This is a genomic window from Halorubrum sp. CGM4_25_10-8A (genome assembly GCF_005435025.1).
Classification (GTDB): domain Archaea; phylum Halobacteriota; class Halobacteria; order Halobacteriales; family Haloferacaceae; genus Halorubrum; species Halorubrum ezzemoulense.
The window spans coordinates 1-23811 of sequence record NZ_SGTX01000011.1 but is presented as its reverse complement, the minus strand read 5'-3'; the positions used below and the strand labels follow the sequence as shown (position 1 = coordinate 23811).

At 70.1% G+C, this 23811-nt stretch carries 27 protein-coding genes and 1 pseudogene; 16 read left to right on the top strand and 12 right to left on the bottom strand.

Annotated elements, in window-relative coordinates; genetic code table 11:
• Positions 1-39: 39 nt before the first annotated feature.
• On the top strand, positions 40-1920 hold the full coding sequence (locus EXE52_RS12125; RefSeq protein ID WP_089308549.1) for a cation:proton antiporter: 1881 nt from the start codon (positions 40-42) through the stop codon (positions 1918-1920).
• Positions 1921-1960: 40 nt separating this feature from the next.
• On the opposite strand, the gene EXE52_RS12120 is transcribed toward EXE52_RS12125, so the two are convergent.
• From EXE52_RS12120 to EXE52_RS12110, 3 genes are all read right to left on the bottom strand, one after another.
• Entirely contained in the window at positions 1961-2695 is a 735-nt protein-coding gene (locus EXE52_RS12120) for a CBS domain-containing protein (RefSeq protein ID WP_086219267.1), read from the bottom strand.
• Between the two features lie 62 nt (positions 2696-2757).
• Positions 2758-3366, bottom strand: coding sequence for a TetR/AcrR family transcriptional regulator (locus tag EXE52_RS12115; protein ID WP_086216449.1), 609 nt, complete (start codon positions 3364-3366; stop codon positions 2758-2760).
• A gap of 2 nt (positions 3367-3368) precedes the next feature.
• Positions 3369-3821 (bottom strand): zinc ribbon domain-containing protein, encoded by a 453-nt coding sequence (locus EXE52_RS12110; RefSeq protein WP_089308550.1) that lies wholly within the window; start codon positions 3819-3821, stop codon positions 3369-3371.
• 240 nt (positions 3822-4061) lie between these two features.
• Between EXE52_RS12110 and EXE52_RS12105 the strand changes: the two genes are divergently transcribed.
• Both EXE52_RS12105 and EXE52_RS18765 read left to right on the top strand, forming a co-directional pair.
• Positions 4062-4385, top strand: coding sequence for a HalOD1 output domain-containing protein (locus EXE52_RS12105; protein ID WP_086219264.1), 324 nt, complete (start codon positions 4062-4064; stop codon positions 4383-4385).
• Positions 4386-4558: 173 nt separating this feature from the next.
• A pseudogene (locus tag EXE52_RS18765) lies at positions 4559-4678 on the top strand (short chain dehydrogenase); the annotation flags it as partial.
• 82 nt (positions 4679-4760) lie between these two features.
• Here the strand turns inward: EXE52_RS18765 and EXE52_RS12100 are convergent.
• Positions 4761-5501, bottom strand: coding sequence for a molybdopterin-binding protein (locus EXE52_RS12100; RefSeq protein WP_086216452.1), 741 nt, complete (start codon positions 5499-5501; stop codon positions 4761-4763).
• Positions 5502-5616: 115 nt separating this feature from the next.
• On the opposite strand from EXE52_RS12100, the gene EXE52_RS12095 reads away from it, so the two are divergent.
• Entirely contained in the window at positions 5617-6600 is a 984-nt protein-coding gene (locus tag EXE52_RS12095; protein WP_089308551.1) for a hypothetical protein, read from the top strand.
• 212 nt (positions 6601-6812) lie between these two features.
• Here the strand turns inward: EXE52_RS12095 and EXE52_RS12090 are convergent, their stop codons facing one another.
• From EXE52_RS12090 to EXE52_RS12075, 4 genes are all read right to left on the bottom strand, one after another.
• A complete protein-coding gene (locus EXE52_RS12090) occupies positions 6813-7985 on the bottom strand; it encodes a tubulin/FtsZ family protein (protein ID WP_080508569.1) in 1173 nt (390 codons plus the stop codon).
• Between the two features lie 121 nt (positions 7986-8106).
• On the bottom strand, positions 8107-8457 hold the full coding sequence (locus EXE52_RS12085; protein ID WP_089308552.1) for a hypothetical protein: 351 nt from the start codon (positions 8455-8457) through the stop codon (positions 8107-8109).
• Positions 8458-8459: 2 nt separating this feature from the next.
• On the bottom strand, positions 8460-9221 hold the full coding sequence (locus EXE52_RS12080; RefSeq protein ID WP_137703726.1) for a Rho termination factor N-terminal domain-containing protein: 762 nt from the start codon (positions 9219-9221) through the stop codon (positions 8460-8462).
• Between the two features lie 3 nt (positions 9222-9224).
• Positions 9225-9401 carry a zf-TFIIB domain-containing protein gene (locus tag EXE52_RS12075; protein ID WP_080508566.1) on the bottom strand — a complete coding sequence of 59 codons (177 nt, stop codon included), beginning with the start codon at positions 9399-9401 and terminating at the stop codon, positions 9225-9227.
• A gap of 87 nt (positions 9402-9488) precedes the next feature.
• Between EXE52_RS12075 and EXE52_RS12070 the strand changes: the two genes are divergently transcribed.
• From EXE52_RS12070 to EXE52_RS12055, 4 genes are all read left to right on the top strand, one after another.
• The gene (locus EXE52_RS12070; RefSeq protein WP_089308554.1) at positions 9489-10379 is read left to right on the top strand and encodes a permease; all 891 of its coding nucleotides are present in this window, start codon (positions 9489-9491) and stop codon (positions 10377-10379) included.
• A 51-nt stretch (positions 10380-10430) separates the two neighbouring features.
• A complete protein-coding gene (locus EXE52_RS12065; protein ID WP_049931005.1) occupies positions 10431-11456 on the top strand; it encodes a cell division protein FtsA in 1026 nt (341 codons plus the stop codon).
• Between the two features lie 154 nt (positions 11457-11610).
• Positions 11611-14064: a penicillin acylase family protein gene (locus EXE52_RS12060; protein ID WP_089308555.1), complete on the top strand. Its 2454-nt coding sequence runs from the start codon at positions 11611-11613 to the stop codon at positions 14062-14064.
• Complete coding sequence (locus EXE52_RS12055) at positions 14061-14435, top strand: hypothetical protein (protein WP_394334820.1); 375 nt, start codon at positions 14061-14063, stop codon at positions 14433-14435. Before EXE52_RS12060 ends, EXE52_RS12055 begins: the two co-directional genes overlap by 4 nt.
• 1 nt (position 14436) lies before the next feature.
• Here EXE52_RS12055 and EXE52_RS12050 read toward each other — a convergent pair whose 3' ends face one another.
• Complete coding sequence (locus EXE52_RS12050) at positions 14437-14802, bottom strand: cupin domain-containing protein (protein WP_089308556.1); 366 nt, start codon at positions 14800-14802, stop codon at positions 14437-14439.
• Positions 14803-14933: 131 nt separating this feature from the next.
• Here EXE52_RS12050 and EXE52_RS12045 point away from each other — a divergent pair, with 131 nt between their 5' ends.
• The 6 genes from EXE52_RS12045 to EXE52_RS12020 all read left to right on the top strand — a co-directional run bounded on the left by EXE52_RS12045 (position 14934) and on the right by EXE52_RS12020 (position 20146).
• Complete coding sequence (locus EXE52_RS12045) at positions 14934-15794, top strand: hypothetical protein (protein ID WP_089308557.1); 861 nt, start codon at positions 14934-14936, stop codon at positions 15792-15794.
• A gap of 88 nt (positions 15795-15882) precedes the next feature.
• Positions 15883-16911 carry a VOC family protein gene (locus EXE52_RS12040; protein WP_086216459.1) on the top strand — a complete coding sequence of 343 codons (1029 nt, stop codon included), beginning with the start codon at positions 15883-15885 and terminating at the stop codon, positions 16909-16911.
• Positions 16912-17003: 92 nt separating this feature from the next.
• A complete protein-coding gene (locus EXE52_RS12035; protein ID WP_086216460.1) occupies positions 17004-17861 on the top strand; it encodes a TatD family hydrolase in 858 nt (285 codons plus the stop codon).
• 85 nt (positions 17862-17946) lie between these two features.
• Positions 17947-18528, top strand: coding sequence for a DUF2150 family protein (locus tag EXE52_RS12030; protein ID WP_049930992.1), 582 nt, complete (start codon positions 17947-17949; stop codon positions 18526-18528).
• 364 nt (positions 18529-18892) lie between these two features.
• Positions 18893-19603, top strand: a complete 711-nt coding sequence (locus EXE52_RS12025) for a trans-aconitate 2-methyltransferase (RefSeq protein ID WP_089308558.1) — start codon at positions 18893-18895, stop codon at positions 19601-19603.
• A 60-nt stretch (positions 19604-19663) separates the two neighbouring features.
• Positions 19664-20146, top strand: a complete 483-nt coding sequence (locus EXE52_RS12020; RefSeq protein ID WP_049930989.1) for a DUF456 domain-containing protein — start codon at positions 19664-19666, stop codon at positions 20144-20146.
• A 24-nt stretch (positions 20147-20170) separates the two neighbouring features.
• Here EXE52_RS12020 and EXE52_RS12015 read toward each other — a convergent pair whose 3' ends face one another.
• From EXE52_RS12015 to EXE52_RS12005, 3 genes are all read right to left on the bottom strand, one after another.
• Entirely contained in the window at positions 20171-20980 is an 810-nt protein-coding gene (locus EXE52_RS12015) for a DUF63 family protein (RefSeq protein WP_049930986.1), read from the bottom strand.
• Positions 20980-21429 (bottom strand): universal stress protein, encoded by a 450-nt coding sequence (locus EXE52_RS12010; protein ID WP_089308559.1) that lies wholly within the window; start codon positions 21427-21429, stop codon positions 20980-20982. The genes EXE52_RS12015 and EXE52_RS12010 overlap by 1 nt, the downstream gene beginning before the upstream one ends.
• 70 nt (positions 21430-21499) lie before the next feature.
• Positions 21500-22249: a DUF547 domain-containing protein gene (locus EXE52_RS12005; RefSeq protein WP_086216462.1), complete on the bottom strand. Its 750-nt coding sequence runs from the start codon at positions 22247-22249 to the stop codon at positions 21500-21502.
• 101 nt (positions 22250-22350) lie between these two features.
• On the opposite strand from EXE52_RS12005, the gene EXE52_RS12000 reads away from it, so the two are divergent.
• Both EXE52_RS12000 and EXE52_RS11995 read left to right on the top strand, forming a co-directional pair.
• Positions 22351-22869: a peroxiredoxin gene (locus tag EXE52_RS12000; protein WP_086216463.1), complete on the top strand. Its 519-nt coding sequence runs from the start codon at positions 22351-22353 to the stop codon at positions 22867-22869.
• Between the two features lie 3 nt (positions 22870-22872).
• Positions 22873-23808 carry a prenyltransferase gene (locus EXE52_RS11995; RefSeq protein WP_089308560.1) on the top strand — a complete coding sequence of 312 codons (936 nt, stop codon included), beginning with the start codon at positions 22873-22875 and terminating at the stop codon, positions 23806-23808.
• The last annotated feature ends 3 nt before the right edge of the window (positions 23809-23811 follow it).

The following is a 23811-nucleotide window of genomic DNA, read 5'->3' as shown; positions in this document are numbered from 1 at the left end:
AATCCAGCAAAAAGTGAGTCAGGGCACGGAGGACCGAGTGTGTCACAGGAGTTTCTGATCCCGCTCGTCGCCGGCATCATCGGACTCGGCGTCCTCGCGCAGATCCTCGCCGCTCGGCTCCGCGTCCCGAGTATCATCTTCTTTCTGCTCGTCGGAGTGACGATCGGTCGACCGGGGCTCGGGATCGTGACGAGCGAGAGCTTCGGCGACTCGCTCCCGGCGATCGTCGGGCTCGCGGTCGCGATCATCGTCTTCGAGGGGGCGTTCCACCTCGAGTTCGAGCGCATTCGGCAGGCGCCCCGGGCGGCGGTCCGACTCGTCACGGTCGGGGCCGGCATCGCACTGGTCGGGACCGCGGTGGCCGTCCGAGTCCTCGAAGGGCTCCCGTGGGAGCTCTCGTTCGTGATCGGGGCGCTGCTCGTCGCCACCGGCCCGACGGTCATCTCCCCGATCCTCGAGGTGGTCCCCGTCCGCGATCAGGTCGCAGCCGTCCTGGAGACGGAGGGGATCGTCAACGACGTGACGGCGGCGATCACGGCGGTCGTGCTCTTCGAGACGGTGAACCCGACTGTCGCGGGCGAGGGACTGATTCAGGGGTTCGCGCTCCGCCTCGGAGAGGGGCTGCTCGTCGGCCTCATCGTCGCGGGCATCCTCTACTACCTGCTCCGATACGTCGACCTGTCGCCCGGGGCCGCGCCGCGGAACGCACGGCTGCTCGCCCTCGCCGGCGCGCTCGCCGCGTACGCGGGGGCGAACCAGCTGGCGAGCGAGGCCGGCGTCGCCGCCGCCGCCACCGCCGGACTGGCGCTCGGGAACGTGGACATCCCATACAAGGAGGAGATAACCGACTTCAAGGGCGACATCACGCTGCTCGTGCTGGCGTTCGTGTTCATCGCGCTTGCCGCGCAGCTCCCCCCCGCGGCGATATTCGACGTGGGGCTCGCGGGGCTCGGCGTGGTCGTCGTGGTCGCGGTGGTGATCCGGCCGCTGCTCGTGTTCGTCTCGACCGTCGGCGACCGGTTCACCTTCTCCGAGCGGCTGTTCATCAGCGCGATCGGGCCGCGCGGGATCATCCCCGCGTCGGTTGCGACGCTGTTCGCCACCGAGCTTCGGGCGGCCGCCACGGAGCTCAACGACCCCGCGCTGGCGCAGCAGGCGGACCTGCTGATCGGGACGGTGTTCCTCGTCATCTTCGTGACCGCCCTCGTCCAGGGCGGGCTGGCGCGGTACATCGCGCAGTACCTCAACGTGATACCCATGAGAGTCATCATCGTCGGAGGCGGACAGGTGGGCCGCGCGCTCGCCGAGCGCCTCGAAGACCGCGGCGAAAACGTCGTCATCATCGAAGAAGATGAGGCGACGGTCGAATCGCTCCGCAACGACGGCTTCGCCGCCGTAATCGGCGACGGGACGGACACGGAGGTGTTGCGCAAGTCCGGCGCGGAGAACGCCAAGATCCTGGTCGCGGCCACCGGAGACGACGACACGAACCTGCTCGTCGCGCAGCTCTCGAAGACGAACTTCGGCGTCGAGAAGATCCTCGCGAAGGCGAACAACTCCGACAACGTCGACGCGTTCGAAGACCTAGGCGTGAGTACGATCTCGGCCGCGATGTCGGCCGCGTGGGCCATCGACAATCAGATCGAGCGGCCGGACCTCGCCCACTGGATGACCGACATCGGGGAGACCGGCGACGTCCAACAGATCGAGGTCACCAACGAGGAACTGATCGGTAAGGCCGTCCGCGAGGTGGGTCCGATGCTCCCCGACGGCTGCCTCATCGCCGTTCTCAGCGACGGCGACAGCGAGTCGGTCGCGGTGCCGAGCGCGGACACGGTGGTAAACCGCGGCGACCACGTCACGCTGCTCGGTCGACGCGAGGCCGTCCGAGAGGGAATGGAGTTGGTTCAGCCCGACTGAGCCGGGCTGGGAGACCATGCGCCTCCGCGCTCGGCGAGACTCACACGGAAGAGAAGTACGACTGGCCGAACCGGAGGAGGTCGCGGTCGAACTCTTCCGGGTCGTCGACCCGGAAGTGAAAGAGTCGGTTCCGCATGTCGCCGATTTCGAGCACGAGCTCGCGGATCACGTCCTGCTGGTCGTCGAAGATCGGCTCGAACTCCGCCCAGTGGATGGAGATGAACTGGGCGTAGTGCGCGTAGCTACAGTGGTCGACTGACGCCGGCGTCGGCAGCGGGTGGTCCTCGTCGAACGTCGCGGCCAGCTCGTCTGACAGCGCGTCGCCGAACGCCCGCGCGAGGAGCTCGCGAAGCCGCATCTCGATCGACTCGATCAGCAGGAACGGTTCGAGCATCCGCTTCAGCCGCGTCAGGAGGTCGTAGTCGGTCAGGATCTGCCACGCCTCGCCCCCGTCGACGACGATGTACGTGTGCTCCGCGAGCGCGTCGAACACCGCGAGGACGGTCTCGTCCTCGCTGACCGTGTGCGCGTCCTCGACGGCCGCCCCGACCGATATCTTGTCCAGCGTCTTGTGGCCCACGTCCAGCTGGTGGAACGCGAGCAGCGTCCGGACGACGGATCGGTAGGTGACAATCCCGACGAGCTCGCCGTCGCGTTCGACGCCGACCTGCGTGTAGTCGTTCTCGAACATCCGGCGGAGGGCCGTTTCGAGCTCGAGGTCGTACTGGACGGTCCGGAGTCGGTTGTCGATCGGGAGGTCTGCGATAGTGTACATGATGCTGTCGTGTCGTCGCGGGGAGAGCTACGCGTCTCCGCGCGGTCGTGTCACCGCTCCGCTCACGGGTGACGCCGGAGTTCGGAGTCGATGTACGAGGCGAGCGAGACCCGGGTCGCCGCCGCGGCGCTCTCGCGATCGGTCGTCGCGCGGGCGTACATCGCGCCGTTGACAGTCGCCAAGACGTGCTCCGCGACCCGCGACGGGTCGACGTCGCGGAACGTCCCCTCGTCGATGCCGCGCTCGACGATGTCCCGGATGGCGGCCGCTAACCGGTCGTCGATCCGCGTGAACTGCTCGCGGAACACCTCGTTCGTCACGGCCTGCGACCGGAGCTCGACCAAGACGGCCTGGAGCTGGCGCTGCTCCTCGTCCGGTTGGAGCGGCAGGAGCTTCTCGATGACGTGTTCGAGATCGGCCGTCGGCTCGTCGCCGGTCTCGGTCGCGACGGTCGCTTCGAACCTGTCGACGGCGAACTCGAGAAACGTTGCCAGGAGCTCGTCTTTGGCGTCGTAGTGGTAGTAGATGGCGGCCTTGGACTTGCCGAGTTCGGCGGCGATCCGCGAGATCGACAGCCCGGCGTAGCCGTGTTCGAGCAGCGCTCGGTAGGTCGCCTCCATGATCTCCGCTTCGGCGGCGCTCCAGTCCCGCTCGGGTGCGTCGGCGGCCATCGTCACTCGTCTCCCCGCTCGTCGACCCGTCCGGTGCCGGCGTCGTCGAGGGCTTCGAACTCGGTCGTACACCAGTGACAGAACGCGATGTCCGGGTCGACAGGCTTCCCGCAGGCGGGACAGGCCGGCGATTCGTCCGCCTCCGTCGCTCTCGCCGCATCGCTCGCCCGAGCGTCGTCGGACCGACGCTCGGCGTTCGCGACGAGGTACGCGTCGAGGACGCTGATACCGGTGACGAGGACGAGCGGGAGCAGCGAGAACGGGTCCACGAGCGTCCCCGAACTCACGGCGGACAGTGTCGATTCGGGGACGAACAGGACCGTCGCGGCGAAGCTGGCCGAGAGCCACCCGAGGGCGCGGACCCAACGCCGGAGGTACAGGTGGCCGAGCCCGGTGGCCAACGTCCCCAACAGGGCGGCGAGCAGCGGATTCTTTCGGAGCGAAACGCGTGCCATACCAAATACTGAACGTTCGGTAGGTAAAAGTGCTTCGTCCGCGTCTCTGGGTGTGTGCCGAGAGCGCTTTCCGCGGTCTCGAAGTCGTCTACCTGCCAGAAATCCCGTCATACGGCGCTAGAGGCGGCTTCCGAACACCGACGGGGAGTCGTCCCCTTCGACGCCAAACGCGGACGAAAGGTTGATACTTACCGAACGTTCAGTAGAAGTTACGGGCGAACCGACGCCCGCGTTCGACCAATGACCCGCAACCCCCGATCCGCCGACGAATCGACGAAACTGTGGCACGACCGCCAGCTCGCTCACTGGGACGAGTCGGCCCTCTACGAGGCCGTCACCGAGGCCGTCTCGAACGCCACCGGGACGGCCCGCTCGACGGTCGCGTCCCGGTACGACCGCGCGCACGCGGCGGCCCTCAGCCGACTGTTCGGCGAGGGCGACGGGGAGGCGACGCCCTCGACCGGGGTGGTCAAGTTCGTTCTCTCGGAGTGTGTCGTCTCGGTCCACAGCAGCGGACGGATCTCGGCCAGCCCCGCCGACGAGACGCCCGCCGCGGACGGCTGAGACGTCGCGGAGCAGCCGTGGCACCGAGTCGCTCGCGCCAATACGCTCTTTTCGCTGGTCACCCACCGGTCCGGACGGGCGACCGGAGGCGATGGTCGGCCGTTACCGCTCGACGCTGTCGGTCCCTGTTCCTGAAGGGATTTGAGGCGCCGGCGGGACCGAGACATCGAATCGTGAGCGGAGTCGGCGGGAAGACGGCGCCGGTCACCGGTGCGGGCTCGGGCATCGGCCGCGCCTCGGCGCTGCGCTTCGCCGAGGAGGCGGCGAGCGTCATGGTGGCGGACATCGCGGCGACCGAGAGGCCTGACCGACTCCGTCGACGGCGGACAGCCCGCGGACTGAGTCGTCTCGCCCGCGTTGCCCGCGTCGCCCGCGTCACCAGTCGCGAGACACCGGCGTCTCGCTCGCGTCGACGTTCGACAGCAGCCACGCCGCGGCCGCCGAGAGCGCGTCGTCGTCGGTGGCGGTCACCTTCAGCCGGTTGTGGTCCGCCTCGCGGTCGGGGTAACAGCCGACGGCGACATCGAACCGGTCCATCGCCTCCCGCAGCGCGGGCACGATGTTCGACTCCGGTTCGACGGTGTACAGGAACCGGGAGCGGCGGTCCCCGGCGAACTCGTCGGCGACCGTCTCGAAGGTCGCCTTCAGCTCGTCCGGGATGCCGGGCAGGACGTAGACGTTCTCGACCACGCAGCCGGGCGCGAGCCCCGCGTCGGTCACCAGCGGGCGGCTCCCCTCGGGGACCGCCGCTTCGGCCTCGACGTCGACGTCGAACTCGCGGTCGGGGACCCGCTCGCGGATCGCCGCAAGCCGGCGCTCGACGGACTCGCGCGTGAGGTCGGTGACGGCCATTTCGCGGTCGAACGCGTCCGCGACCGCCTCCACCGTCACGTCGTCGGGGGTGCTGCCGATGCCGCCGGTGACGATTACGGCGTCGAAGTCCGCGGCGTACTCCCGGACTCGGTCGGCGATCTCTCCCCTGTCGTCGGGGATCGAGAGGATCCGTGCCACGGCGACGCCGCGCTCGCTCAGTTCGGCGGCGAGCCAGTTGGCGTTCGTGTTCACCGTGTCGCCCGAGAGCAGTTCGTCACCCACCGTGATCAGCGCGACCTCCATCAGCATCTCCTACGGTCGGGCGACGGATGTACGTTTCCCGCACCTGAAGGCGCCGAGGTAAGTCCCGACGGAAGCCACCAGAAGGGCTAACTACGCGATCCGTGTACCTCGACGCATGGCCCTCCACGCAGTCGAAAACGTCGAGGAAGCGCTCGGTGTCACTCGAGCGTTTCTGACGCCCGTCACCGTGCGCCGCTGGCTGAAGCTCGCGGTCGTCGTGTTCTTCGTCGGCGGTGGCGTGAGCTTCCCGACGACACAGTTCAGCACGTCGGCTCCGACGGGAGAGGTTTCTCCCGGCGAAATTCCCTCCGGGCTCCCGGTCGAGCTGCTGACGCTCGCAGCCGCGGTCGTCGCCGTCGGCCTCCTGCTCCTCGGGCTGTTCGGCCTGGTCGGAGCGGTCATGGAGTTCGTGCTGATCGAGTCGCTCCGCACCGGCGAGGTGTCGCTCCGACGCCACTGGCGCCGACGCTGGCGGCAGGGGATCCGCCTGTTCGGGTTCCGAGTCGCGATCGGACTCCCGATGCTCGCGCTGTTCGGCGGCTGGGTCGCACTGCTCGCCGTTCCCGTCCTGACCGGGCGCGACCCCGCGCGCTCCGCCACGGCGTTCCTCGTCGGGATCCCGGTGCTGGCTCTCATCAGCGCCGGGTACGCGTTGGTCTCGGGGTTCACGACCGCGTTCGTCGTGCCGCTCATGATTCAGTCGGACTCGGGCGTCGTCGCGGCGTGGCGTCGCCTCTGGCCGTCGGTCAGGGCGGCGTGGAAACAGTACCTGGCGTACGTCGCGGTCGCGTTCCTGTTGACGGTCGCCACCGGGGTCGTCGTCTCGATCGCGGTCGCGCTCGTCGCGTTCGCGCTCCTGGTCCCCGTCCTCGTCGCGGTCGCGATCGTACACGCGACCGTCTCGGTGACGTCGCCGCTCGGACTCGCCCTCCTCGTCCCGCTCGCGGTGCTGTTCGGCGTCGCGTTGCTCGTCGTCGGGACGCTCTCACAGGTCCCCGTCGTGACGTACCTCCGGTACTACGCGCTGCTCGTGCTCGGCGACATCGAGGAGTCGTTCGACATCCTCGCCGACGGGCGGCCGTCGACCGAGGATCGGTGACGAGGTCGCTCCCCCGGCACCGAGCGTCGAGCGACTCCGTTTCGGGGCCGCTCGCATGCGAGAGCCCCGGGTCGGTGGAACGGATCGAGCACTCCGCCGACTGCGTCCGCGTGATCGCCGCCGCGCGTGCGTCTCACGCTCTCGGGCCGTCGGTGCCGGAGCGGGCCCCGCCCGAGGCGCCTCGGAGGACGGCTCCGAGTAGGCGATGACGGTCAGAACAGCGACTCCAGCTCCCCGTCGCTATCCATCAGCTCGGTGAAGCGGTCCTCGCTCTCGTCGGTGATCTCGCCCAGATTCTGTTGCGCCTCGACCGCGACCTGCTGAAGCTCCTTCACTCGCGGGACGTTCGTCACGCCGCCGAGCAGGACGAGCCCCGCGACGGTTCCCTCGCCGCGTCGCGGGTAGTCGCCGCCGCGGACCTCCATCGACCCGGTCTGTTCCTCGAGCCACTTGCGACCGTGCTCGATGCCCTTCCGGTTGAGATACTCCGGCGGCCCGGCGACGACGAGCAGCGCCCGCTCCGTCCCGCTCACCTCACACGGCAGAGTGAGCCGACCGAGCGTCGCCTTCCGGACGAGGCTCGTGATCCGATTGGTGGCCTCCGTGCTGTCGATCCCCTCGTTCGAATCGTTGCCGAACCGCGAGAGCAACCCCGACCGCTTCGGTTCGTCGACCTCGACGTCGGCGTACCCCAGCGACGAGATGCCGCCGCCCTTGAGCGTGTTGATGATCTCGGAGGAGTCGACCACGCTCTCGGCGACGTCGCTCCCCTCGGTGATTTCGCCGGCGCTGAAGAGCACGCCGAACCGCTGGACCAACTCCCTGTTGATCGCGTCGAACCCTTCTCCGACGGACTCGCCCGAACTGCGCCACGCGTCGTTGTCGAACAGCATGAGGTTGTCCACCTCGTCGACGAACGTCTTGAGCGAGCGGGCGGCGTTCAGCGTGTAGATCCCGCCCTCGTCGCTGCCGGGGAGGATGCCGAGCCCGTAGACGGGTTCGGTGTAGATCCGTTTGAGGTTCTTCGCGATCACGGGTGCGCCACCCGATCCCGTCCCGCCGCCCAGCCCCGCAACGACGAGGAACGCGTCGATCTCGTGGACCGGCACCGAGTCGAGCGCCCCCTGGATCTCGTCGATGTCCTCCTCGGCCACTTCCGCGCCCAGCTCGTTGTCCGCGCCCACCCCGTGGCCCTTGACCCGCGATTGCCCGATCAGGATCCGGCGGTCCTCCGGAAGGCGGTCGATCCCGTTGAGGTCCGCCTTCGCCGTGTTGACGGCGATCGCTCCCCGGACGATGTCTGCGCCCGTCTGTGCGTCGTAGGCCAGGAACTCGTCGACTACCTTCCCACCTGCCTGTCCGACCCCGATCAATGCGAGTTTCACGTGAACACACCGCATGTATCTACGCGGGTCGGACTAATAAAGGTTAGAAGCCGCCTCAGCGTAGCGTGAGCGACTGCTTCCCCGGTACAGGAAGCCGCGGTGTTCACAGGCGGGAGTGGCGTCACGAGTCGTCGTCCGCGGACGCGTCGGAGTCACGCCGTTCGGTCGACGGATCGGCACCGACGCTCGGACCGTCGGCAGGAGTCGCCCCGGTGTCGTCGTCGCCGCCTTCGTTACGAGCCTGCTTGAGTGCGTCGACGGCGCTGTCCGTCGATTCGACCCGGGTTTCGGTCACGCCGCTCGGATCGAGTTTCGGCTTCGCTGCGGCCTCGGTGCCAGTTTCGTCGGCGGCCGAGCCGTCGGTCTCGTCGGCGGCCGGGGTATCGACCTCGGCGTTCGCGTGTGGGTCCCCGTCTCCGTCGCCGTCGCCGCCGAGGCCGAGCCACGATCTGAGTGTGTCAAGAAGCCCCATCGTTAGTAGTGTTTAAACAGGGCCGCGCGAACGTCGTCTTTGGTGCGCGCGGTCTCGACGCTCCCGTCCGGCAGTTCGACCTCGTAGCGGGCGTCGCCGTCGGCCGAGTCCCACTTGTCGCTGTGCGTTTCGAGCAGGCTCAACATCGCGTTGAGCTGACCGTCGTCTCCGGCTTGGTCGCCGGCGTCGGACTCGGCGGCGGTATCGCTCTCGTCGCCGCCGTCCTCGGCGTTGTCGTGGTCCGCTTCGGAACTACCGTCGTCGTCGCCGTGGTCCGCTTCGGAACCGCCCTCGGCGGAGTCGGTGTCTGCTCCGGAGCCACCGTCGTGGTCGGCGTCGGGTAACTCGACGTCGACCGGCGCGAACGGGGCCGTGTAGCGCCGTTCGGCGACGTCGAGGATCGCCGTCACGAGCTCTCCCTTAGTCATGCTGCTGCGGCCCGAGACGTCGTACTCCGCAGCGATGCTGTACAGGTCCATCGGGTCGTCCGGGTTTGCGTCGCTGTGGCGGCGATTACGCTCGCGAAGCCGCGCTTCGAGCCGCTCCCGCGGAAACCCGCCGTCGTCGTCGTCGGCCTCCGATCGGTTGGTATCGACCGCCGCCCGGCGGTCGGGGTCGTCGACGGCGTCGGCGAGGTCGAGGAGGTAGGCCACGGTGTCGCGCAGTGTGACCGAGGTGTATCTGTCGGCGTGCGCGTCGGTGAGCTCTTCGCGCAGCGCGGCGATGCGGTCGCGTTGGTCGTCGGTGATGTCGATCGATGGCATGGGTCAGGACTCCTCGTGGAACCGCCGGAGCGCGTCGTCCCAGCTCTCGACGACCGTCCGATCGCCGGAGTGATCGGCCTCGACGCCGACGTAGCCGCACGCCTCGCACGCGAGCGCCTCGACGCCCGCCAGCGTGAACGCGGTCAGGCTGTCGCCACACCGTGGACAGTCCGGCTCCACTGTTGATCAGTTGAACCTCAGTCGCGGAGTTGTTAAGGACTAGGGTCGGGGGGAACAATGATTACAGTCGGGGCGGAACGCTCCCGTATGAGCGAGGCGACCGACTCGAACCAACTCCTCCGGTACTACCGACGATACATCGGCGACCCCGACCGGACCGTCGACGTGTACGCCGGGTTCGGCCTCTTCTTCGTCGGACTGGTCGCGGGTGCCGTCAGCGTCGTGGTGTTCCTCTACAGCGCGACGTTGCCGGCGGCCTCGTCGTCCTCGTACGCGATCCGCGAGGTCGCCGGCGTCGCCAGCGCGGTCGGATTCCCGGCGCTGCTGCTCGGAATCGTTGTCCTGCTGCCGGTCGACAAGCGGATGCTGTACGTCGCCGCCGCGGGCTCGGTGATCGACCTCGTCGCGGTCGGCCTCTTCGTGTGGGCCTACCCGCAGGACTGGAACGTGACCGTGCCGCCGGACTACAGCGCGCAGGTCATCGCCCTCTACAGCGTCGGTATCGCGCTCGTGGTCGCCGCGACCGGCGCGGCCCTCGTCGCCCACCGGGTCGAGCGCGCGGTCGACGAGACGGGCGAGGCCGAGGCGACCGAGGCGGACGCGGAGGAGACGGAGACCGTCAGCGACGAGCAGGTACGGTCCGACATCGACAGCGCGCTCGACGACGCGGAGCTCTCCTGGGGCGGCGTCAGCCGCACGGAGACGCGACGGCTGAACCTCGACACGAGCGCCATCGACGACATCGACAGCGAGAATCTGCCGGACTCCGGGATCGAGACCCGGACCAGCGACGGCAACGTCTCCGACGCGGTCTCACAGCTACAGGGCCTCCAGGGCGGGGATGTCGAGACCGCGAGCGGCGAGGGGACCGACGACCAGGCGGCCGCGCTCCGGGAGCTCCGCGAACAGCAGCGCGAGGAGGAGGAGACCGATGCGACCGGCGAGGGGCTCATCGACCGGATCCGCGGGCTGTTCTAAGCATCCTGTCTTCCTACGAAAACTTATGTGGATTCGCTTTGAGGTTAGCGTATGGCCAAGGGACTTGACGTTGGCACGATGAATATTCTCTCCGCGCGTCAGGAAGGCGCAGAAACCGTCTTCGTACAACAGCGGAACTCGTTCGTCGAGATCGAGTACAGCGACATGGCCGAGCAGATGCTCTCCCGGAGCGAAGTCCTCCACATCCGAAAAGACGATCAGGTGTACGTCGTCGGGGACGACGCGCTCAACTTCGCGAACATCTTCAACCAAGAGACCCGTCGCCCGATGCAACACGGGATCCTCTCGAGCGACGAGTCCTCGGCGATCCCGATGATCAAGCTCATCACGGAGCAGGTCGTCGGCGAGCCGTCGCGGCACAACGAGCGGCTCTACTACTCCAGTCCGGCCGACCCCATCGACTCGGACCTCTCGACGCTGTATCACGAGAAAACGCTGGAGTCGATGCTCGGCGACATGGGGTACGACCCGGAGCCGATCAACGAGGGCATGGCGGTCATCTACTCCGAGCTGGCCGACAACAACTTCACCGGGCTGGGGATCAGCTTCGGCGCGGGGATGACCAACGTCTGTCTGGCGTACTACGCGGTTCCGGTCATGAAGTTCTCTATCGCCCGCGGCGGCGACTGGGTGGACGAGCAGACCGCGCAGGCGACCGGGACGCCGGTCGACAAGGTGACCTCCATCAAAGAGGACGACTTCGAGCTGGACTTCCGGACAGACGTGGGGGGCGTCGAGGGGGCGCTCGCCATCTACTACGAGAACCTGCTCGACTACGTGATAGAGAACATCACCAGCGAGGTCGACGAGGAGGACATCGAGGAGGGCCTCGACGTTCCGGTCGTCGTCACGGGCGGGACCTCGAGCCCCAACGGCTTCGAAGATCTGTTCGCCGACCACCTCGAAGACGCGAACATCCCGTTCTCCATCAGCGGCGTCCACTCGCCGGACGAGCCGATGTACAGCGTCGCCAGCGGGGCCCTCGTGGCCGCCCGCTCCGAAGAGGAAGAGGAAGCCGAAGAACAGGAAGTCGAAGAGCCCGCCGCCGAGGAGTAGCGCCGCCGCGGCTTTTTTTCGCGTGTCCGAGAGCGCGCAGACTGGAGTCCGCGCGTACTGACGGCTTCGCCGTCGTCCACTGCTCACGCTCGGATACGTGAACCACCCCGATCCGATCCAAATTATAATGAGGAATCGGGTCGTCGGTCGTGAGGTGACACGCGACACCACGCGCCGCGCGGTCCTCGCGAGCGTCCTCGCGGCCGGCAGCGCCGGACTGGCGGCGAGCGACGCGGCCGACCTCCTCGACTCGTTCGCCCCGCTGTCGGGCGAGGCGTGGGACGCCGCCGACCGGTCCCTCCCGGAGACCGTCGAGAGCCCGCACGGGGCGGCGACGGTCGCCCGCGACGAGTTCGGCGTCCCGCAGATCGAGGCGGACGAGGAGCCCGCGGCGTACTTCGCGGTCGGCTACTGTCAGGCGTTCGACCGGCTGTTCGCGATGGATCTCCAGCGGCGGGTGATGCGCGGCCGGCTCTCGGAGGTGATCGGGGAGGCGACGCTCGACAGCGACGAGTTCAACGTCGCGATGGGGTTCGCCGACGCCGCCGCGGCCACGTGGGACGCGGTCGCCGAGACGCGCGCCGGGCCCCTCGTCGAGGCGTTCGCAGACGGCGTCAACGCCGCGATTGAGGACCTACCGCTCCCGCTGGAGTTCGAGCTGATCGGCTACGAGCCCGAGCCGTGGACCCCCGTCGACTCGATGCTGATGGAAAAGCAGATCTCGTGGACGCTCACGGGGAGCTTCGCCGAACTACGGCGCGCGCTCGTCGCCGACCGCCTCGGATCCGAGCGCGCCGAGACGCTGTTTCCGACGCGGTACGACCACGACGACCCGATCCTCGACGGGACCGAGACGCGGCTCTCCGAGGGGAGGGGCGCCGAGAGCCTTCGCGGGGCGGGTGAGCGCGCGCCGAACCTAGAGGCGACCTCGAACGTTGGGGGCGGCGCCGACCCCGTCGACCCCGAACTGACCGACTGGCTCTCCGGCTTCGAGTCGCCGACGGGGGTCGGCTCGAACAGCTGGGTCGTCTCCGGAGAGCACGCCGCGAGCGGGAGCCCGATCGTCGCGTACGACCCGCACCTCTCGCTTCAGGCGCCCCCGCTGTGGTACGAGCAGTCGGTCGACACCCCCGAGCGGTCGGTGCGGGGCGCGACGTTCTCGGGCGTCCCGTTCGTCATCGCGGGCGCGAACGACCGCGGCACGTGGTCGTTCACCAACCTCGGCGCCGACGTGCTGGACTGCTACCGGTACGATATCGACGAGGCGGGCGACCGCTACGAGTACGACGGGGAGTGGCGCCCCTTCGAAGTCGACGAGCGCGAGACGATCCCGGTCGCCGGGGGCGAGGACCGGGAGGTCCGGGTGCGCCGAACCGTCCACGGCCCCCTGATCGAACGCGAGGATCAGACGGTCGGCGTCGCGTGGACCGGCCACACCGCGACGCGCACCACCGTCGCCATCGAGGCGTACGGACGCAGCGAGGGGATCGACGACCTGCTCGACGCGACGCGCAACTTCGATCTCCCCACGCAGAACCTCGTGTACGCCGACGCCGACGGCCGCACGCTCTACTTCGCGACCGGGAAACTCCCGATCCGCCGCACCGACGGCGAGGTCGTCGACGGCGACCGGGTGTTCGACGGCTCCGCCGGCGAGGGGGAGTGGGCGGGGTTCGAGCCGTTCGGTGAGTCGTCGTGGGAGGGGTTCGTCCCCTTCGCGGAGAAGCCGCACGCGATCGACCCCGACGCGCTGTCGACCGCCAACCAGCGCCCGATCGACGACCCGATCCACTACGTCGGCGTCGACTACGCGACCCCGTACCGCGGCGCCCGGATCGCCGACCGTCTCGAGGGGACGATCGACGGGGGGGAGGGGTCGACCGACCCCGACTTCCACCGCGCCCTCCAGAACGACGTGCGCGACGGGCGCGGCCCGGAACTCGTCCCCGAACTGGTCGCCGCGGTCCGCGACCGCGACGACCCCGATCCGCCGCTCGTCGACGCCGCTGACGCCCTCGACGAGTGGAACTACCGAATGCGACGGGACTCCCGGGCCGCGCTGCTGTTCGCCCGGTACCTGCCGAAGTTCCGCGAGCGCGTCTTCGAGCCCGCCTTCTCCGACGGCGGCCTCGGCGAGTCCTACTACCCGAGCGACTGGACGCTCGCGCGGCTCCCCGACGACGACCCACTGTTCGAGGGGGGCTCGCGCGGCGACCTCGCGGCCGCGGCCCTCCGCGACGCGCTCGACGAGATCGGCGAGGAGGGTTGGGAGACGTACGGCGACTACAACACCACGCGGGCGATGACCCACCCCCTCGGCGGCGAGGCGGCGTTCCTGAACTACGACGAACTGTCCGCTGACGGCTCGCCCGCGACGGTGAAGAACTACCGCGTCGAGTCCGCGGTCGGGTCGAGCTGGCGGATGGTGGTGCGCCCGGGGACCGACGCGACCGCGGTCCTCCCGGGCGGGAACTCCGGGGACTACTTCTCGGAACACTACGACGACCAGCTCCGGCGCTGGCTGGGTAACGACCAGCGCCCGATGCCGCTCGGCGCGGGCGGCGAACCGGCGGTTCGGTTCGAGCCCCCGACGGAGGGGTCGCAGTGAGCGACGCGCCGTCCCCGAACGACGCGCCGGCCCCCGACGACTCCTTGCCCCTCCTCGGACGCGTCCGGACGGAGCCGCGCTCTCACGCGGTCGCGCTCGTCGCCGCGCTGGGAGTCGGCGTCGCGCTCGCGACGGTCCACTGGCTCGGGCTGATCGCCGCCGGCGCGCTCGCGTCGCTCGTCGCGCCGACGGTCCGGCGGGGCGTCGCGTACGCGCTCGGTGCGGGTATCGTCGCGCTCGCGGCGTTCGCGGTCGGTCTCGGTTCCGCGGCCGCCGCGGTGCCGGGGATGCGTCCGGTCGTCTACCTCACGGTCGGCGCGGGACTGGCGCTCCCCCTGTTCGGGTCGCTCGCGCGCGCCGTCGTCTCGTGACTCAGTCCAGCCGCTCCACGTCGGTCACGGTCTCGTCGGTCTCGACGTCGCCCGTGTTGCGCGTCTCGGTGGGTTCGAACAGCAGGATCTCGGCCTCCGGCTCGGCGACGGGGCGGTGGTCCGTCCCGCGCGGGACGACCGTGAGCTCGCCTTCCTCCAGCACAACATTGTCCGCCTCGCGGAACTCGATCCGGAGCCGCCCAGAGTGAACGAAGAACAGCTCGTCGGCGTCCGCGTGGCTGTGCCAGATGAACTCGCCGTCCGCCTTCGCGAGCTTGACCGCCTGTCCGTTGAGTTCGCCCGCGAGCCGCGGGGACCACGTCTCCTCGAACGAGCCGAACGCCTCGGCGAGGGCCACCTTCTCCATACCGCCGATCGGCGGCGGAGCGGGAAAGTCGCTGTCCCCGGCCCGAGAGCTATATACCCCTCCGGAGCCGTCCGGTGTGGCGGATACGTCTCATATAAGCGTTTACAGGAGGTGTCGCCGTGCCGCGACACATGGCAGCGATTCACGCGGACGAGGGGAGCGATCCGATCCGGGCGGCGCGGGCCGCGCTCCGCGTCGAGCGGCGCCGGGTCGTCGACGAGCGCGAGGCGTTCCGGGCGTTCCGGAGCCGCGTGTCGTCGATTCCGGGCGAGAGCGGGGGCACCGGTCCCGCGGACGCCTCCGCGCCCGGCGGGTTCGCCGGCGTCGCCGACGCGATGCGCAGTGCGGTCGGCGACGGGGCGGGCGGTCGCGGCGACGCGGCCGCGGCCCCCGGCTCTCGGCTCGTTACGGTCAGGGACGCGTATCGCGCCACGGTGATGTCGGTCCCGCACTACGCCGAGGAGTACGACGACACCTACGAGCGGAGCGTCGCCGAGGAGTTCGGCCCCGAGCTGGCGTACGCGCTCACCCGGACGGACTGCTTCCGCGAGGAGTACAAGCGGTCGGTGCTGAGCGCCGCCGAGACCACGGTCCAGGAGCGCGAGGCGTTCCTCGACGCCGTGGAGTCGGAGCTGGAGTCGATCGATCGCGCGGCGTCCCGCCTCGACCCGATCCGGTCCGAGATCGCGGCGATCGACGATGAACTCGGCGACGAGGGGGACGACGCGGCGGCCGGGTTCGGCGCGCTCGACGCCTGCCGGACCCGGACCGCGGCGCTCCGCGACGACTGCGACCGGATCGCCGCGCGCCGCCAGCGCGTGCTCGCCGAGCACACGCGCCGGCTCGCGCTCGACGGCGACCTCGACCTCCCGGGGTACTGCTACCAGGACCTCGACGTCACGTATCCGGTGTTGGCGGCGGTCGGCGCCGTGGGCGACCGGCTCGAGGCGCTCAGTGAGCGGATCGAGCGGGCGATGGCGCTGGCTCGGTGACCGGTCGCCCCGCCGGCTCACCGCCGCCGGGACCCGGTAACATCCGTGTCCGCGCCGATTCAAGTCGGTCCGGGACCTACGGGGTAACATGACCGACGGACCCGACTCAACAGACGGCGAAACCGGCGACGGCCCCGCGCCGACGCCCGGAATCCACCACGTGACCTGCGTGGCCGGCGACCCGCAGCGGAACCTCGACTTCTGGGCCGAGACGCTCGGCCTCCGGCTCGTGAAGCGCTCGATCAATCAGGACGACCCCGGGACGTACCACTTCTTCTACGGCGACGCGGAGGGGACGCCCGGCACCAGCATGACCTTCTTCCCGTGGACGGAGCTCCCGGAGGGCGAGGTCGGCGCCGGTCAGGTCTCGCGCACCGCGTTCCGGGTGCCCGAGGGGAGCCTCGACTACTGGGAGGACCGGTTCGACGAGCGCGGCGTCGACTACGACGCCCGCGAGGAGCGGTTCGGCGAGGCGGTCCTCCCCTTCCGCGACCCCGACGGGCTCCCCGTCGAGCTGGTCGCGGTCGAGGTTCCCGACGACGATCCGACGACGGCGTGGACCGCGTTCGTCCCCGAGTCGGCCGCGATCCGCGGGTTCCACTCCGTGACGCTGTGGCTCGGCGACGCCGAGCGGACCGAACGGCTCCTCCGGACGATGGGGCTGACGGCGGCCGAGACGGAGGCGGACGACGCGGCCGGGAACGAGCGGACTCGCTTCGCGGCTGGCGGCCCGGTCGGGAAGTACGTCGACGTCGTCGAGACGGACCGACAGGGGAGCTCCGGCCGCGGCACGGTCCACCACGTCGCGTTCCAGACACCGACCGACGCCGACCAGTCCGGGATGCGCGACGCGGTCGCGTCGATGGGGCTGCGCCCAACTCAGCAGATCGACCGCCACTGGTTCCGCTCGGTCTACTTCCGGGAGTTCGCGGGCGTCCTCTTCGAGCTCGCCACCGCCGACCCCGGCTACGCGAGCGACGAGCCGCTCGACGCGCTCGGCGAGCGGCTGGTGTTGCCCGGGGAGTTCGAGGGGCGGCGCGAGGCCATCGAGGCCGAGCTCCCCGCCGTGACCGTCCCCCGGCCCGACGGGAAGTTCGCGGCGAACCGCGCTGACTGAGCGGGCGCGGCGAGTCCGTCGCCCTCTCGGTCCCCGTGCCCCCGATCGCCGCGGACCGATCCTTCTAATCGCGCGCGGCCGAACGGTCGCCCATGAGCGAGGACCTCGGCACGCCGGTGTTGGACGACCACCTCCACCTCGACCCCCGACACGGCCGCGGGATCGAGGCCGTCGAGGAGTTCGTCCGGCTCGGCGGCACCCACCTGCTCGTGGTGAACAAGCCCTCGTGGCTGCTGGGCGTCGAGCCGGACGAGCCGGACGACTTCCGGGCCGTCTTCGAGGAGACGCTGGAGACGGTCGCGGCCGCGACGGAGGTCTTACCAGGGCGCGCGTGGCCCGTCCTCGGCGTCCACCCCGGGCTGATCAGCCGGCTCGTCGACGAGCGCGACTTCTCCCCCGAGGTGGCCCGCGACCTCATGCGGGGCGGGCTGGAGGTCGCGAGCGAGTACGTCGCGGAGGGCGACGCGCTCGCGTTGAAGTCCGGCCGCCCACACTACGACGTGAGCGACGCGGTCTGGGAGGCGTCGAACGCGGTCACGCGGCGGGCGTTCGAACTCGGCGCGGAGGTCGACTGCGCGGTCCAGCTCCACACCGAGGCCACGGAGGACCTGACCGACCTCGCCGCAGTCGCCGAGGAGTCGGGGCTGGACCCGTCACGCGTCGTCAAACACTACGCAGCGGGCGAACTCGCCGGCGTCACGCCGAGCGTGATGAGCGACAAGGATCGCCTGGAGCGCGCGGCCGAGGCGGGCGAGCCGTTCCTGATGGAGACCGACTTCGTCGACGACCCGGACCGTCCGGGCATGGTCCTCGGGCCGAAGACCGTCCCGCGCCGGGTGCGCTGGCTGCTGGAGGCGGGACACGACGAGGCGGTCCGCCGGGCGCACGTCGAGACTCCCCGGGCCGTGTACGGGATCGACACCGAAGCGACGCTGGAACGCGAGTCCTGAATCCGAGGATTCACGCGAGTGAGACGGTCTCTCGGGCGGCGATCGATAGGAAAGGCATTTGAGTTGGCCGGGCGACGTACGGGACATGACCGACGACGACGCCGTTGAAACGTTCTATACCGACGAACGCTGGCAGAACTGGCTCGACAGGCTGGCCGAAGAGGAGATCGACCCCGAGAACGAGGACTCCGCGCGGCTCCTCCTGAACCTTCAGGACGACGCCGCGATCGCCGTGGTGAAGGTGCTGGCCGCGTTCGACGAGGACCGCATCGACGAGGACCGCGCCGTCGAGGAGGTCCGCGACATCCGCGACATCGTCCTCGCTGACGTCGAGTTCGACGACGAGGACAAGGTGATGCTGATCGACGGCGTCCAGACCTCGCTCGTCCCCGTCTTCTACGCGGCCGAGGAGTATCTCGTCGGCGGCGTCGTCGACGGCGACGTGAGTGAGTTCGTCCGCGCGGCCGCCGAGGCCGAGGAGGGCGACGACCTCGACGCCGCGCTCGGCTACGTCGTTCAGGCCGGGACGCGCGTCATCGACGGCGAGACGCTCGACATCGAACTCGTCGAGGACTTGGAGTACGGCCTCGTCTCCGAGTGGGTCAACGGGCTCGACTCCCTCCAGTCGGCCATCGAGGACCCGGAAGTCGTCGAGGAAGAGGACTGACGGCGTCGAACCGGACCGGCATCGACGGCGTCAGACGGGTTTACGCACACTTCTGCGGGCCACGCGGATCGGGTCAGAACACTGCCCGAGCGGGCTGTAACTGTTCGGAGAGGGTCGCCCTCGTTCGAACGGGCGTCGACGCGTGGTCGGACAGTGGTTTCGACGGGTTCTACGGACGAGTCCGACGGAACGCGGCTACGGGACCCCAAAATATAATTCTCTCCGTCTCGAAATAGTAAGCAAACGGTAAAGTAAATATCTTTGGTAAGTTTTTTGCTCGTCGATTCCTTTTCTATTCTCGGACTGAGGCCGAAACAACCGACAGAAAGGTCAGGGAACGCCAAAATGTCACTTCCACGAAACGATGACCGAGACCCAATACGCGGGGACTATCGACTGGGGCGAGTACTGGGACGGAGCCGATGAGGCGGTGCGCGAGGACACGGGGCCGAGCGCGGACCTCGTCGCGGAGCCGTTCGTCGAGTTTCTGGACGCCAATTTCCGCGACGGCCCGGACGCGCACGCCGATGTCGGATGCGGGCCCGGCGACCTCGCGTTCGAGGTCGCGGAGCGCTACCCGGACACGACCGTCGTCGGGTACGACGCCGCCGAGGCGGTCCTCGCGGCGAACCGCGAACGCGCACGCGAAGCTGACCGCGAGGTCGCCTTCGAGCGGGCGGTCCTTCCGGAGTTCGACCCTGACCGCCGGTTCGACGTGGTCTCCTGTCTGTTCACGCTGTGTTACGTGGCGGACATCGCACGGGCGATAGAACGCCTCTACGGCGCGGTGGAACCCGGTGGGTGTCTCGTCTTCAACTACCACAACCGGCTCGCGCGGGCCCATTACAACCGGATCGCGGAAGCGCCGCACGAACACCTCGGCGAGGACGCCGTGTGGGACCCCGAGCGCTTCACCGATCGGTTCGGACTCGTTCTCGCGGGCGAGAACTTGCTTTCGTACGAACGCATCCACGAGGTGTTGGGGACGTGGCCGCAGAGCGTGTTCTCGCTGGCCGACGACGCCGAGCCGTACGCCGCCCACCGGTACGAACCCCTCGTGTACGTCCCGAAGTGACGGGACCCGAGACGGTGCGACGGTAGACGCGTTTTTGAACGCGCGACGCGTCTGCCTCGTATGGTCTCTCCCGCGGCCGGACTGGCGATCGCGCTGCTCGTCGTCTGGACGGCCAGCGCCTTCGCTCCGTTCGTGCCCAGCGGCGTCCTCGCGGCGCTGACCGTCCTCGCTTACGCGTACACCACCGGCTTCGCCGAGCCGGGGCTCGCCGTCCTGGTCGCGCTCGTCGCCGTCTCGCTGCTCGCCTCCGCCGTCGACCTGCTGTCCGGCATGGTCTCCGGGCGGCTCGGCGGCGCGTCGACCCGGACCGTCGTTGCCGGGACGCTGGTCGGCATCGCGTTGCTGATCCCGCTGGGACCGATCGGACTCGTCGTCGGGCTGGCCGGGACCGTCTTCGTCGTCGCCCTCTACGGGAACGGTGACGACCCCGAGGCGGCCGCCCGGCAGGCGGCGTACGCGGCCGTCGGCGTCCTCGCCAGCGCGTTCGTCCAAGCCGTCATGCTGGCGAGCGTCGCGGTCGTGTTCGCGCTCGCCGTATGGTGAGGCGTTACGACCCGCAGCCCCCGGTCAGGCGGCGACGGAGAACAACAGCAGGTTGTGCGCCGCGGGGCCGAGCCCCATCGCGGCGACGAACCCGAGGAGGAGGTAGCCCTCTCCCGGAGTCTCCCGGACGTATGCGGCGAACAGCCAGACCACGGCGCTCGCGACCGCGAGCTTCACGAGGAGGAACAGCCACCCGTCGCCGATCACCGGAAGCGAGGGCAGTCCGCCGATCTCTAAGAGGATCCGCGACACCGGCGTGCGCTCGCCGAAGCCGAGCTGCGTCGTCCCGACCGCGGTCGAGACGCCGTCGAGCGCGTGCCCGAACACGGCGAGCGCGCCGACGCCGCCGGTGACCGCGACCTCCGGCCGGAAGCGGGTCAACCCGAGCCAAGCGCCCCCGGCGATCGGAACGGTGAGCCCGAGCGCGACGGCCGACCAGCGCGCGCCGACGGGGGAGAGTCCGGCCCCGACCGCGGCCGCGACGACGGGGACGAGGAGGGCGACGCCGGTGGTCGCGAGCGTGCCCCCGACCCGTTCGGGACGGGCAGCGTCGGCGGCGAGCCACGCCGCGCCCGCCAGCGACCCGACGGTGAGGTAGACGGTCGGCGAGCCCGCAAGCGGCGCGATCAGGGGCGGGAGCGCGTCGACGACGTAGAGGACGTGCGCGGCGGAGCCGAGCGCCATCCACGGCGCGAGCGCGAGCACCCGGCGACCGGTGACGGCGGGGCGGCGGCGGCGAAGCGCGGCGACGACCCCGCCGGTCGCGAGCAGGACGGCGAGGAGGTGCGGGAGGGGCGGCAGGGTCGTGCCGGCCGGGAGGAGGCCGCCGACCATCAGACGGACAGCACGGGCTGGCTCGCGTACAGGAGGACATATTCCGCCGCCTTCCCCAGCACCTCGCCGGGGTCGCCGGAGACCGGCTCGCGCGGGACCACGATGAAGTCCGATTCCAACTCCTCCGCGGTGTCGAGGACGACGCTTCCCGGGTGGACGGTCTTCACCGACGTGGAGAAGCCGTAGGCGATCGAGTTGCTGTGGGGGACCCCGGCCGTCTCCGCGCGGCGGGCGACGGAGTCGGTGAACGCCTCGGAGTCGTCGGCCACGTCGCTCTCGTCGACCACGCCGTGGTCGATGGCGCGGACGACCTCCTCGTCGAGGACGTACAGCGCGTGGACGCTCGCGTCGTACTCCGCCGCGAGTGCGATGGCGTAATCGACCGCCTCGTGAGACTCCTCGCTGCCGTCGACGGGCACGAGGACGAGGTCGATGTCGAGATCGGTCATACCCGGGTCGTCGGCGGGGGAGGTCAAAAAGCCCGCCCCAACGGCCCCGGCGGCCGCGAGCGAGCGAGAGTCACTCTCCGCCGCGGAACGGCTCCAGCGACGGCGTCCAGTCGTACTCGCGGTAGCGGATCTCGGGCGTCGCGTCCGCGTCGATCACCCCGTACCGCCGGAGCCGCTCTCGGATCCCGCTCCTCCCGCCGAAGTCCCCGCGGTACCACAGCATGAGCCGCGGGACGCGGGCGGTGCCGTCCGCGACGACCGTCTCGCCTCGCAGGTACGTCTCGGCGGCGTGGTCGAGCGCCTCGTCGACGGTCGCCGGGTCGTAGGCGAAGACGGCCGGACAGGCGGTGGCGCCGCAGTTGACCGCGAAGTGGATCCGCGGGTCGGGATCGGCGACGCGGTGCCGGCGGACGAACGCCGAGGGGAACGGGTCCGGCAGGTATCCCAGCCCGTACTTCCACTTCGAGCGGCGTAAGATTCCGTGTTCGATCTCGTCGAGGCTCAGGTCGGCGCCGGCGACGGAGACGACGGACGCGGCGAAGAAGCGGCGCCGGTTCGACAGCCGCGTCGGGTCGTCGAGGAGGGCGTCCCCGGTGGCGGCGTTGTAGACGTTGATCCAGAACGCCAGCTGCTCCGCGGCGTCGAGGGCGTCCAGCGCGGCCGGCGGCAGCGCGTCGAGCCGTCGTCGGGCCGCGTCGACGTCGCCGTCCGTTCGGACGGCCCGGAGGAACTCCCGCGCGGCGTCGACCGGAGCGGGCTCCGCGGCCGCGCCGCTCGCAGCTTCGACGGGCGAGCCGGCGGTCCCACTCCGTTCGGTCATACTGCGTGAACGAGTGTCATTGACCTATATTTGTCCCGGTTCCGCGCGCGGCGCGCCACACCGACTCCCCGTTTATGCGGCGGGAGCGCGTAGCGGGCGCCATGAGCGACACTCGGACGTCCGCCGAGGCGGTCCCCGACTTCGAGTTGCCGAACGCGGGAGCGGGTCCCGACCGATTTTCACTGTCGGCCGCGGCCGCGGACCCCGACACCGACGCGATCGTCCTCCTGTTCCAGCGCGACTACCACTGCGGGAACTGCCGGAAGCAGGTCCGAGCGATCGCCGACCGGTACGACGAGTTCGAGGCACTGAACGCGACGGTCGTCTCCGTGCTCCCCGAGCCGGTGGGCCGAGCGCGGTCGTGGCAGGACTCGTACGACCTCCCGTTCCCGCTGCTCGCCGACCCCGAGACCGACGTGAGCGACGCGTACGACCAGCCCGTGCGGTTCGGGGTCCTCGGCTCGCTCCACGACCTCGTCGGGCGGATGCCGGTGGCGATGATTCTCGACGCTCGCGGCGGCGAACCGGTCGTCGCGTACGCGTACGAGGGTCGGATGCCCGCCGACCGCCCCGAGATCGACGACCTGCTGGCCGAGGTCCGCGGGCTGGGCGACGACTGACCGATGGACCGGCGCGTCCCGGCCGCCTTCTGGCGGCTCTCGCGGCCGTCGCAGGTCGCGCTGATCGGCTTAGTGTACGCGCTCGGCGTCGTGATGGCGTACGGCCGGGGGTACGGCGAGACGGGGGGCGCAGCGCGGCTCGGACTCGGGCTCGCGGCGCTGATACCGGTCGCCGCGAGCGTCCACTACGCTAACGAATACGCCGACGTCGAAACGGACGCGCTCACCGACCGCACCCCGTTCTCGGGCGGGAGCGGCGCGCTGGTCGAGACCGACCTCCCGCGGAGGATCGCGCTGCGCGGTGCGGTCGCCGCCGGCGGGCTCGGCGTGACCCTGACCGGCCTCGGGGTCGCGAGCGAGGCGACCGGGCTCGCCGAGGCGGCGCTCCTGCCGCCGACAGCGGCCGCCCTCCTCGCGGGAATCCTCGTCGTCGGCTGGCAGTACTCCGTCGGTCCACTCCGGCTCGCGTGGAACGGGCTGGGCGCGCCGGCGAACGCGCTCCTCGGCGGCGTCGCGCTCCCGCTGTACGGGTTCGCGGTCGTCGCCGGCGAGGTCACCGCCGCCGCCGCGCTCGCGACGCTTCCGTTCGGCGCCACGGTGTTCGTGAACCTCCTGGAGACGACGTGGCCCGACCGCCGGGCGGACGCCGCGGTCGGGAAGCGGACGCTCGCGACGCGCTGGTCGCCCCGGCGGCTCCGGGCCGCGTACGCGCTCGGGGTCGCGACGGCGGCCGTCGCGACCGTCGCCCTCGTCGGGCGAGCGCTCCCGCCGGTCGTGGCCGCGGCGACGCTGCTCCCGCTCGTCGGGCTCGTCCCCGGCTACCGACGGTTCACGCGGCGCGAGGAGCCGCTGCCCGCGGTGGCGACGATGGTCGCGATGGCGGCGACGACGACGGTCGCGTGGGGGTTCGTCGCGCTCTGGGTCCGGCCGGGCGGGTAGGGG

What these genes read in the sequence shown, in the direction of transcription:
- EXE52_RS12120 (WP_086219267.1), bottom strand. Translation starts at nt 2,695, where the DNA reads ATGTACACTATCGCAGACCTCCCGATCGACAACCGACTCCGGACCGTC.
- EXE52_RS12115 (WP_086216449.1), bottom strand. Translation starts at nt 3,366, where the DNA reads ATGGCCGCCGACGCACCCGAGCGGGACTGGAGCGCCGCCGAAGCGGAG.
- EXE52_RS12110 (WP_089308550.1), bottom strand. Translation starts at nt 3,821, where the DNA reads ATGGCACGCGTTTCGCTCCGAAAGAATCCGCTGCTCGCCGCCCTGTTG.
- EXE52_RS12105 (WP_086219264.1), top strand. Translation starts at nt 4,062, where the DNA reads ATGACCCGCAACCCCCGATCCGCCGACGAATCGACGAAACTGTGGCAC.
- EXE52_RS12100 (WP_086216452.1), bottom strand. Translation starts at nt 5,501, where the DNA reads ATGGAGGTCGCGCTGATCACGGTGGGTGACGAACTGCTCTCGGGCGAC.
- EXE52_RS12095 (WP_089308551.1), top strand. Translation starts at nt 5,617, where the DNA reads ATGGCCCTCCACGCAGTCGAAAACGTCGAGGAAGCGCTCGGTGTCACT.
- EXE52_RS12085 (WP_089308552.1), bottom strand. Translation starts at nt 8,457, where the DNA reads ATGGGGCTTCTTGACACACTCAGATCGTGGCTCGGCCTCGGCGGCGAC.
- EXE52_RS12080 (WP_137703726.1), bottom strand. Translation starts at nt 9,221, where the DNA reads ATGCCATCGATCGACATCACCGACGACCAACGCGACCGCATCGCCGCG.
- EXE52_RS12070 (WP_089308554.1), top strand. Translation starts at nt 9,489, where the DNA reads ATGAGCGAGGCGACCGACTCGAACCAACTCCTCCGGTACTACCGACGA.
- EXE52_RS12065 (WP_049931005.1), top strand. Translation starts at nt 10,431, where the DNA reads ATGGCCAAGGGACTTGACGTTGGCACGATGAATATTCTCTCCGCGCGT.
- EXE52_RS12050 (WP_089308556.1), bottom strand. Translation starts at nt 14,802, where the DNA reads ATGGAGAAGGTGGCCCTCGCCGAGGCGTTCGGCTCGTTCGAGGAGACG.
- EXE52_RS12045 (WP_089308557.1), top strand. Translation starts at nt 14,934, where the DNA reads ATGGCAGCGATTCACGCGGACGAGGGGAGCGATCCGATCCGGGCGGCG.
- EXE52_RS12040 (WP_086216459.1), top strand. Translation starts at nt 15,883, where the DNA reads ATGACCGACGGACCCGACTCAACAGACGGCGAAACCGGCGACGGCCCC.
- EXE52_RS12035 (WP_086216460.1), top strand. Translation starts at nt 17,004, where the DNA reads ATGAGCGAGGACCTCGGCACGCCGGTGTTGGACGACCACCTCCACCTC.
- EXE52_RS12030 (WP_049930992.1), top strand. Translation starts at nt 17,947, where the DNA reads ATGACCGACGACGACGCCGTTGAAACGTTCTATACCGACGAACGCTGG.
- EXE52_RS12025 (WP_089308558.1), top strand. Translation starts at nt 18,893, where the DNA reads ATGACCGAGACCCAATACGCGGGGACTATCGACTGGGGCGAGTACTGG.
- EXE52_RS12020 (WP_049930989.1), top strand. Translation starts at nt 19,664, where the DNA reads ATGGTCTCTCCCGCGGCCGGACTGGCGATCGCGCTGCTCGTCGTCTGG.
- EXE52_RS12015 (WP_049930986.1), bottom strand. Translation starts at nt 20,980, where the DNA reads ATGGTCGGCGGCCTCCTCCCGGCCGGCACGACCCTGCCGCCCCTCCCG.
- EXE52_RS12010 (WP_089308559.1), bottom strand. Translation starts at nt 21,429, where the DNA reads ATGACCGATCTCGACATCGACCTCGTCCTCGTGCCCGTCGACGGCAGC.
- EXE52_RS12005 (WP_086216462.1), bottom strand. Translation starts at nt 22,249, where the DNA reads ATGACCGAACGGAGTGGGACCGCCGGCTCGCCCGTCGAAGCTGCGAGC.
- EXE52_RS12000 (WP_086216463.1), top strand. Translation starts at nt 22,351, where the DNA reads ATGAGCGACACTCGGACGTCCGCCGAGGCGGTCCCCGACTTCGAGTTG.
- EXE52_RS11995 (WP_089308560.1), top strand. Translation starts at nt 22,873, where the DNA reads ATGGACCGGCGCGTCCCGGCCGCCTTCTGGCGGCTCTCGCGGCCGTCG.